8 protein-coding genes and 1 rRNA gene are annotated in these 9423 nt (G+C 70.5%); 3 read left to right on the top strand and 6 right to left on the bottom strand.

Annotated features, from left to right (window positions below; all coding sequences use genetic code 11):
- Together rrf and ABZ818_RS28425 are read left to right on the top strand one after the other, a co-directional pair.
- Positions 1–88 (top strand): 5S ribosomal RNA (gene rrf / locus ABZ818_RS28430); the annotation flags it as partial.
- A gap of 69 nt (positions 89–157) precedes the next feature.
- The gene (locus tag ABZ818_RS28425) at positions 158–724 is read left to right on the top strand and encodes a GNAT family N-acetyltransferase (RefSeq protein ID WP_361420465.1); all 567 of its coding nucleotides are present in this window, start codon (positions 158–160) and stop codon (positions 722–724) included.
- A 9-nt stretch (positions 725–733) separates the two neighbouring features.
- Here the strand turns inward: ABZ818_RS28425 and ABZ818_RS28420 are convergent, their stop codons facing one another.
- The 6 genes from ABZ818_RS28420 to ABZ818_RS28395 all read right to left on the bottom strand — a co-directional run bounded on the left by ABZ818_RS28420 (position 734) and on the right by ABZ818_RS28395 (position 8041).
- The gene (locus tag ABZ818_RS28420) at positions 734–2320 is read right to left on the bottom strand and encodes a type VI secretion protein (protein ID WP_361420462.1); all 1587 of its coding nucleotides are present in this window, start codon (positions 2318–2320) and stop codon (positions 734–736) included.
- 13 nt (positions 2321–2333) lie between these two features.
- Positions 2334–3758: an ATP-binding protein gene (locus ABZ818_RS28415; RefSeq protein WP_361420459.1), complete on the bottom strand. Its 1425-nt coding sequence runs from the start codon at positions 3756–3758 to the stop codon at positions 2334–2336.
- Between the two features lie 14 nt (positions 3759–3772).
- Entirely contained in the window at positions 3773–5332 is a 1560-nt protein-coding gene (locus tag ABZ818_RS28410) for an SCO6880 family protein (protein ID WP_361420456.1), read from the bottom strand.
- Complete coding sequence (locus ABZ818_RS28405; RefSeq protein ID WP_361420453.1) at positions 5329–6666, bottom strand: hypothetical protein; 1338 nt, start codon at positions 6664–6666, stop codon at positions 5329–5331. Before ABZ818_RS28405 ends, ABZ818_RS28410 begins: the two co-directional genes overlap by 4 nt.
- Positions 6656–7507, bottom strand: a complete 852-nt coding sequence (locus ABZ818_RS28400) for a hypothetical protein (RefSeq protein ID WP_361420450.1) — start codon at positions 7505–7507, stop codon at positions 6656–6658. The genes ABZ818_RS28405 and ABZ818_RS28400 overlap by 11 nt, the downstream gene beginning before the upstream one ends.
- A 225-nt stretch (positions 7508–7732) precedes the next feature.
- On the bottom strand, positions 7733–8041 hold the full coding sequence (locus ABZ818_RS28395) for a hypothetical protein (protein ID WP_009189392.1): 309 nt from the start codon (positions 8039–8041) through the stop codon (positions 7733–7735).
- Positions 8042–8496: 455 nt separating this feature from the next.
- Here ABZ818_RS28395 and ABZ818_RS28390 point away from each other — a divergent pair, with 455 nt between their 5' ends.
- A complete protein-coding gene (locus ABZ818_RS28390) occupies positions 8497–9315 on the top strand; it encodes a trypsin-like peptidase domain-containing protein (protein WP_361420447.1) in 819 nt (272 codons plus the stop codon).
- Positions 9316–9423: the final 108 nt, after the last annotated feature.

The raw sequence follows: 9423 nt of genomic DNA, 5'->3' as shown, positions 1-9423 counted from the left end.
CGGTTACATTCCGAACCCGGAAGCTAAGCCTTACAGCGCCGATGGTACTGCAGGGGGGACCCTGTGGGAGAGTAGGACGCCGCCGAACAAATTTTAAAGAAAGGGCCCACACCGAAAAGGTGTGGGCCCTTTTGTTTTGGTGCATTACCGTTGCCCCATGAGCAGCCCCAGCAGCACTGAGCAGTACGTCGTCCGTGCCGTGCGCACCGAGGAGTGGCCCGCCGCGAAGGCGCTGCGGCTGGTCGCGCTCCAGGACCCGGTGGCCCACCTCGCCTTTCTGGAGACGTACGACGACGCCGTGGCCAGGCCGGACTCGTTCTGGCAGGAGCGGACGGCCGGGGCCTCCGCGGGGTCGAGCGACGCCCAGCAGTTCATCGTGGCGGGGCCGGACGGCGAGTGGGTCGGAAGCGTGACCGTGCTCGTGGAGGAGGCCGGCACGACGGACTGGGCCGGGTTCCCGATCGAGCGGCGGCAGGGACACGTCGTCGGTGTCTATGTGCGGCCCGAGCACCGCGGATGCGGGCTGACCGAGGTGCTGTTCGACGAGGCCCTGCAATGGGCCTGGGACATCGGCGTGGAGCGGGTGCGGCTGATCGTGCACGAGGACAACGGGCGGGCCCTGCGCTTCTACCGCAGGATCGGGTTCCTGCCGAGCGGGGTCACCGTGCCGCTGACGGCCGGTTCGGCGGAGTCCGAGCTGGAGTACGTCCTCGAACGCCCCTGAAAGCCCTGGTCACGCCGGGAGTTCGTCATGCGGCCAGCGGGCGCGTGCCTGTTCGCGGGAGCGGAGCAGCGCCAGCGTGGGCAGCCCCTGGTCGGCTCCGTCGGCCAGCAGCCCCGGGAGCTGGGGCAGCGGGGCGACGGCGGCCACGTCGTCCAGGACGAGCGTGAGTGGTGGGTCGAGGCGACCGGAGGATGACCGTTCGGCCATGCGCCGGCCGCGCTCGACCACGCTTGAGGCGAGTGCCGTCAGGAGGGGCATCGCACCCGGGTTGGTCCGGGGATCCTCGAGGGATTCGCCGACCACATAAAGCGTGCCCCCTTCGTTCACGAAGGAATCCAAGGCGACGGCATCAGTTCGGTTTGGAGTGCAGGCCTCGCGGATGTTCACAGTGAACAAGGAGGCCAGTGCGCGACCGGTCAACTCCTGGGCGAGGTCGCGCCGTTCGGGGTACGAGGTGAGCGAGGCCTCCAGCTCGCCGGCCGATCCGGCGGCGGCCTTGGGGTTCGTACGGAGGATCCGCACGGCGTCCTGGACCTGTGTGCCCTGCGCCCAGCGGTGGACGTGGCGGACAGCGCGGCCGTCTATGGCGGCGGCGTGCAGGAAGCTGCGCAGAAGGGTTTCCGCGGTGTCGCCCGTCGCCTGGTCGACCTTGGCGGTGGGGCGGACCGGGGCGAGTAGTGCGGCGGCCCTGGCGGCCGCCGTCGCCTTGTCCTCGCAGCCCTCCGTGGGGGACCAGTGGAGGCGGGCCGGGGTGTCGCAGAGGTGGGCGGGGTCGTAGAGGAGGACCGGGCCCAGCTTGGCCCGGGAGTCCTTCGTGTCCTGCCACAGGGCGGGGTTCGACGTGATGACGAGGGCCGGGCCTGCCGCGTCCAGGATCGCCTGCGCCGCGGCCGCCTGCCGGGCCTCTCGCGGCGCGATCAGGACCTTCTTCCGCCCGCCGACCGGTCCGCCACGGCTGCCGGCGGCGAAGGGCACGAGGGGCTGTGCGAGGGGCGTCGCGGGTGCCGTCCGGTCCGCGGGCCGCGGTGCCTCGACCGGCTGCTGGGCTGCCACGGGCTGTGGGGCCTCCGCGGGCTGCTGGGCGGCCACGAGCGGCCGTCCGGGCTCCGGTGCCGTCCGCTGGGTGGGGACCTCCTGGGGAACCGGCGCAGGCACCTCCTGGGGTTCCGGCGCCGCCGCCCGTTCCCGGGCCGCCGCTCTCTCCGCCCGTCTGCGCACTCTCCCGGCTCTCCACCGGGCCACCGTGCCCAGCACGAACACGGTCAGCACGAACAGCACCATCAACTGTCCGATGAACAGGCCCCAGAACAGCCCGTATCCCGACAGCCGCTCCGGCGCGGCGTCCGGCCAGGCGCCGGGGATGTCGTGCGGGTCGGCGATGAGGTGGCGCATCGCCAGCGGCGTACGGGCGAAGGCGACCCCGGAGGGCCAGGAGCCGTTGGCGAACAGGCCGGCGAGTCCGGTGGCCGTCCACACCAGCAGGGTCATGCCGAGCAGGAAGGCCAGGACACCGACCAGCAGGCCGTCGGGAACGCCGCCCTGGCCGTCCCGCCGGCCCTGGCGGCCTTGTCCCTGGTCGCGGTCGTCCGGTCTCACGCGTGCGTCCCCTCTAGGCCACCGTCGACTCCGAGGAGCCGTCCAGGTCGGCGATGTGCTGTCCCATGAAGGCCGCCGCCCGCTCCTCGGCCTCCAACTCCGCGGCGCGCAGCGTGTCGTCGGAGAGGCGGTCGCTGGAGGACTCCGTCATGGCGCGGTCGGTGAACACCAGCGGCCGTTCGGTCTCGGTGACCAGGTGTTTGACCACCTGGACATTGCCGTTGACGTCCCAGACCGCGATACCGGGCGTCAGGGTCGGGATGATCTCGACCGCCCACCTGGGCAGGCCGAGCACCCGTCCCGTCGCCCTCGCCTCGTCCGCCTTCTGGGCGTAGATCGTCCTGGTGGAGGCCATCTTCAGGATCGCGGCGGCCTCCTTGGCCGCCGCTCCGTCCACCACGTCGGACAGGTGGTGGACGACGGCCACGAACGACAGGCCCAGCCTGCGGCCGAACTTCAGCAGCCGCTGGAACAGCTGGGCCACGAACGGGCTGTTGATGATGTGCCAGGCCTCCTCGACCAGGAAGATGCGCTTCTTCCGGTCGGGGCGGATCCAGGTGTGCTCCAGCCACACGCCGACGATCGCCATCAGGATCGGCATGGCGATGGAGTTGCGGTCGATGTGGGACAGGTCGAAGACGATCAGGGGCGCGTCCAGGTCGATGCCGACCGTGGTGGGGCCGTCGAACATGCCGCGCAGGTCGCCGTCGACCAGGCGGTCCAGGACCAGGGCCACGTCCAGGCCCCAGGCCCGTACGTCGTCTATGGCGACGTTCATCGCCTCGGCCGACTCCGGTTCGGGGTGCCGGAGTTGCTCGACGATGTCCGACAGCACCGGCTGGCGTTCCACGATCGTCTCGTTGACGTACGCGTGGGCGACCTTCAGCGCGAAGCCGGAGCGCTCGTCCAGGCCATGGCCCATCGCGACCTCGATGATGGTCCGCAGCAGCGCAAGCTGGCCCGTGGTCGTGATCGAGGGGTCCAGGGGGTTGAGCCGGATGCCGTGGTCGAGGGCCGCCGTCGGGTCCAGCCGGATCGGCGTTATCCCCAGCTCCTCCGCGATGAGGTTCCACTCGCCCACCCCGTCCTCGCCCTGGGCGTCCAGGACGACGACCTGGCGGTCGCGGAAGCGGAGCTGGCGCAGGACGTAGGTCTTCTCCAGCGCCGACTTGCCGTTGCCGGACTCGCCGAGGACCAGCCAGTGCGGCGCGGGGAGTTGCTGGCCGTACAGCTGGAAGGGGTCGTAGATGTAGCCCTTCCCGGAGTACACCTCGCGGCCGATGATGACGCCCGAGTCGCCGAGGCCGGGCGCGGCGGTGGGCAGGTAGACCGCCTGGGCCTGGCCCGTGGACGTTCTCACCGGCAGCCGGGTCGTCTCCACCTTCCCGAACAGGAAGGATGTGAAGGCGTCGGTGAGTGCGGTCAGCGGGTCCCGCATCAGAGCATCAGCCCCTACCGTCGGATTCCGGTGGCGAACGGAAGCGTGTTCACGAAGGCGCGGTGGTGCTCGCGGTCGCACCACTCCAGTTTCAGGTAGGACTTCCCGGCCGAGGCTCTGATCGTCCGCTTGTCGCGGGCCAGGGACTCGGGGGAGCGGGAGGACACGGTGATGTAGCCGACCAGGTTGACGCCGGCCGCGCCGCTCGCGAGGTCCTCGCCGCGCTGGTCGAGGCGGCTGTGGGCGGCCACGTCGCGCGGGTCCACGGTGCGGTTCATCTTCGCGGCGCGGCTGGCCTCGGCGACGTCGTTGGTCTTCTCGGTGAGCATGCGCTCGATGGCGACCTCGGTGGGTTCGAGGTCCATCGTGACGGCGACGGTGCGGATGACGTCCGGGGTGTGGACGAGAAGGGGCGCGAGGAAGTTCACGCCGACCGGGGTCATCGGCCACTCCTTGACCCAGGCGGTGGCGTGGCACCAGGGTGCGCGGGTCGCCGACTCGCGGGTCTTGGCCTGGAGGTACGTCGGCTCCATGGCGTCCAGTTCGGCCGGCCAGGCGTTGCGCTTGGTCATCGCCTGGATGTGGTCGATGGAGTGGTCCGGGTCGTACATGGAGTGGATCAGCGAGGCCAGCCGCCCCTGACCGAGCGGCTGCCGTACGCGGATGTCGGCTTCCTGGAGCCGGGAGCAGATGTCGGTCAGCTCGCGGGCCATGACGACCGCGAGTCCGGCGTCCCGGTCCAGTTTGCGGCCCGCCTGGGGCCGGGCGGCCCGCGCCATGGCGTGGGCCTCGGCGGCGAGTTCGCGGGTGTAGTGCATGCAGGCGACGAGGTAGGCGCGGTGCTGCTCGCTGCTGGTGGACACCATGGACTGGAGCTGATCGTAGGACTGCTGGAGCCACTGCGGTGCCCGCTCGTCCCCGCGTACGACGACGTCCTTGGCGTGGGCGTCGGGGTCGGCGGGCAGGGTGCGGGCGAGCATCTGGAGGCGGGTGACGAAGCCGTCGCCGTTGGCCACGTGTTTGAGCAGGGTGCCGAAGCGGTCGACGAGGGCTTCCTGGTCCTCGGAGTCGCGCAGGCCGACGCCGGGGCCCTCGATCTCGATGGCGGCGGTGACCGTCTTGCGGTCGGCGTGCAGCAGTACGGCGATCTCGTCCGGTCCGAACGGCGCGGCGAGCCAGGTGATCCGGCCGATGCCGGGCGGCGGCCCGATCTCGACCTCCCGGCCGTCCAGGTCCGTTCCGGCCTCCATCACGCCCGAGCGGTAGACGGCGGCGCTCTTGACGGTGCGCTTGTAACTGCGGTTGATCTCGAACCACTTGTAGAACGTGCGGTGCCGGTACGGCACGTAGACCGCGGCCAGCGACAGCAGCGGGAAGCCGGTCAGCAGCACGATGCGCAGGGGCAGCACCGGGACCAGCAGCCCGCACATCATGCCGATGAACGCGCCCGCGATGATCAGGGCGATCTCGCCGGTCTCGCGGTTGCGGCCGACGATCGCGTTCGGCCGGGCGCGGCCGATCAGATATGTACGGCGGGGCGTGACCGTGTGGGACACATGGGAATCGGTCGTCAACGCCCTTCACCTCCCGTGCGGTTGGTACTGCTCTTGCGGGTGCTTCCGGCGTGGGGGGTGTTCACCGGGCTGGGTGCGCGGGGAGCGGGTGCGGAGGAGGGGACGGAACCGCCGCCACCGTCCGGGACGCGGGCGCTGTGCGCGGCGACGCCGCCGGAGACCGGGTTGGCCGGGCGCGCGGACGACTGGCCGCCGCCACCGCCGTTGCTGTCGGCCCGGGTGCTGTGGGTCTTGATGCCCTGTGCGACCAGGCTGGCCGGGGAGCTGATGACCGCGGCGGCCTTGCTCTCGGCGCCCTGCATGATGCGGTTGTTGCGGCCGGCCGCGATCTCGTCGCCGAAGCCCGGGACGAACCGGTAGATCATGGCGCTGGCGAAGATGGCCAGCAGGATGATCGCGAGGCCGGAGACGACCGCGGAGAAGGCGCCGGGTCCGTTGTCGCCCGAGGACAGCGCCCCGGCGAGCCCGAGCACGATCACGATGACCGGCTTCACCAGGATCACCGCGATCATGATTCCGGCCCAGCGGCGTACGTGCCCCCACAGGTTCTTGTCGACCAGTCCGGCGTAGACGACGGTGCCGAGGAGGGCGCCGACGTACAGCAGGGCGGCGCGGATGACGAGTTCCAGCCAGAGCACGCCGGCGGCGAGGATGGAGACCAGGGAGACGACTATCAGCATGATCGGCCCGCCGCCGATGTCCTCGCCCTTGGCGAGCGCGGCGGAGAACGTGCCGAAGAAGGTGCCGGCCTGGTCGCCGGTCGCCTTGGCGAGGACGTCGGAGACGCCGTCGGTGGCCGAGACGACCGTGTAGAGGATCAGCGGGGTGAAGGCCGAGGCGAGCACGGTCAGCCAAAGGAAGCCGACCGCCTCGGAGATGGCGGTGGACAGCGGTACGCCGCGCACGGCCCGCTTGGCCACGGCCAGCAGCCAGAGAACCAGCGTGAGCACGGTCGACGCGGCGAACACGACCGCGTACTGCTGGAGGAACTTCTGGTTGGTGAAGTCGACGTTCGCGGTCTCCTGCACGGCCTTGCTGAGCTTGGTGACGGTCCAGGAGGCGGCGTCGGCACAGCCCTTGGCGAGGGAGGAGAGGGGGTCGAGGGTGGAGGTGGGGTCGGTGGTGAGGCCGTTGGACCTCCGTACGCCGCTGCCCTTTTCGCAGTACTCCTTGGCAGGGCCCCGGATCAGCCCACACGGGTCCTTGCTGCCCGTCGGCGAGGGGCTCGGGTCGGGCGAGGGGTCGGCGGCGGCGCGGGTTGCCAGCAGCACGGCAGCGGCCTGTACGGCGGCGACGGCGGCCGTCACCTTGACCAAGCGGTGGTTAGCGCGCATACGTGAACCCTCCGTACTCCTCGACGGCCTTCGTCATGTCGTCGGCGGTGGAGGCCTTTTGGTCGCGGCCGACCGGCACGGGGCCGTCCTCCTGCTGGAAGTCGGTGATCTTCCAGTCGTTGTCGACCCACGTCAGCCGGTACGTGGTGGTGTACCAGCTCTCGGTGACGGGGTTGGTCGACGCCTCGCCGGACAGGCCGAAGAGCGAGGTGTACCAGACCGCTACGGTCGCCTCTCTCGAACTCACCGATGTGATCTTGGTGCCTACCGGGACGACGCGGGAGATGAACGTCTGGCCGGCCGGTGCGTGGCCGTCCTTGTTGAGGCCGATGTTGCTGAGGAACTTCTCGCTCGAGTACGCGCTGTCCAGGTCCGATTGGCGACGGGCAGCGACCTCGGGGGCGTAGACGGCATTCACGATCCGGTGCCGCTGATCGGCTTGGAACATGTCCGCCGAGCCGAGTGCCACCGAGTAGTTCGCGGCAGCGCTCTGCGCCCCCTGTTCGTCGTGTGCGAACCCCGAGGGGATTCCGCCCGACTTCGTGTGCACCGGCTGCTTGCCGGTCGCCGCGGTGGCCGCCGCCTTCGGCTTGTCGGCGTTGCCGCCGGCGGCGGGGGAGCGGCCTCCCGAGCGGTTCGCGAAGGCGATCGCGGCGATGAGGAGGACGACCACGGCGACCACCGTGATCAGGCTGCGTGAGGACGAGCGGCCGCCGCGCCGCGCGCCGCCGTAGGGGTCGCCGGGCCGGTCCGGGAGCCGGGTGCGGGTCTGCCCGTCCGCGTACGGCCCGTCGTCGGCGCGTGCCGAATCGCCGTACCCGTGCCCGTCTGAGCGACTCATGCCCCGTACGCCCCCTCGACCTCGTACCGGAATGCGTGGAAGTACGACGGTAGCCGTGCTGGTTCCCGCGTGGACGCGGTGTGGTGACTCGACATCAGGGAAACGCAACCTCAGCCGGTGGGCACGGTGGGTGGGTAGGGGCAGCGGGGGCACCGGGCGCGCCCGGAGGGTCCGACCGGCGGTGCGCACGGAGCACCGTGCGCGGCATGCGCGGGTGTGCGCCGGTTACACGGCCATGCCGTACACGATGGTGAAGAGCGTGCCGAGCGAGCCGATGATGAACACGCCCGTCAGTCCGGCGATGATCAGGCCCTTGCCCTGCTCGGCGCTGAACGTGTCGCGCAGGGCCGTGGCGCCGATGCGCTGCTTGGCGGCGCCCCAGACGGCGATGCCGAGGCAGAGCAGGATGGCCACGGCCATCACCACCTCGATCATCACCTTCGCCTCGTTGCCCAGGCTGCCGAAGGGGCCCCAGTTCGGAGCGATCCCGCCGATGATGGTGTTGATGTCTCCCTTGTCGGCCGCAAAGAGCATGTAAGTCACCGCCCCTGTTGGGTAGTTCCGCGCCCTCTGCCCTTGTGCAGAGGTCAGGCCCATTCTCGCCGACAATGACGCCGCCGTATGTCGACTTGGCGGCATTGCCTGGTGGGTTTCGTACGTATGGTCACTCTGTGTATCACGGCAGGTCACGCCGGGCAATGAAGTCCGACCGCAACCCGTGGTGTGGTTCCGTCGTTGACGTTTCTTCCGTGCCGGTACGGTTTCTGACGACCAGTCGGGTGAGCGGCCGCCCGTGGCCGATGGTCTCACGCTTTTCCGCGGCGGCACCGCGTTCGCACGTCCGCCGGCTCCGGCGTCGAGCGGGATGCGTCGTGAGGAACGCGTCGTGAGAGGTGTGAGGCCGGTCATACGATGAACGGGCGTTTCACAGGAGAATCTCAGGGAAGTCGGGGTCCGATTCTCACCCTCGTCCAGCACAGTGGAGCCTGATGAAGCGCACCACAGGTATCGAGAGCACCGCTGATCGCGCACGTCCCGCGCACCGCCGGGCCGGTGTGCGGGCGTTGTTCGCCCTTCTGGTGCTGCTGGCCGTGACCTCGGTCTCCGTCGCTGCCGCGCACGACGGGCCCGGCCGGCTCGGGGTGACCGGACCGCTCGGGGTGACCGCCGTCACGTCGAAGACCCCGCAGAGCGCCCGGGTCGGGGCACTGTTCGGCGCGGACAAGGCCGGCGACCTCGCCGGCAACCACTTCTGCACGGCCTCGGTGGTGCACAGTCCCCATCGGAACCTCCTCGTCACCGCCGCCCACTGCCTGGGCGGGGACTCCGACCTGGTGTTCGTGCCGGGGTACCGCAACGGCCGGGCGCCCTACGGGGTGTGGACGGTGAAGCGGCGCTTCCTGCCCGACGACTGGTCCGCGCACCAGGACGAGGACAGCGACATGGCCTTCGCCGCGCTCGCTTCGCGGGCCGGCAAGGGCGTCGAGGACGTCGTCGGCGCCAACCGCTTGGTCACCGGGGCGTCGACCGGGGCGACCGCCGTCACCGTCACCGGCTACCCGAACTCCAGCGAGGTGCCCATCAGCTGCACCAACAGGCCGCGGGTCCACAGCGGCACCCAGCAGCGCATCGACTGCCCGAAGTTCACCGGCGGCACCAGCGGCAGTCCGTGGGTCAACCGTGGCCAGGAGGTCCTCGGCGTGATCGGCGGCCACGAGGCGGGCGGCTCGACGGCGGACACCTCGTACAGCGTGGTCCTCGGGGCCACCGCGGCGGAGCTCTACAAGGACGCGTCCGCCGATCCCTGATCCGCACCGCGCTCCCGGCGGGGTCGCACGGCGGCCGGTCGCCGTGCTGCCCTGCGCCCGTGTGTGATCACCTCGAAAGCGCGGCGGGCGCCTCTACACTGTCGACGG

Origin of the sequence: Streptomyces sp. NPDC047453 (assembly GCF_040643155.1) — a bacterium.
GTDB lineage: Bacteria > Actinomycetota > Actinomycetes > Streptomycetales > Streptomycetaceae > Streptomyces.
Note: the sequence above shows the minus strand (reverse complement) of the source record. Positions and strands in the feature narration are given on the sequence as shown.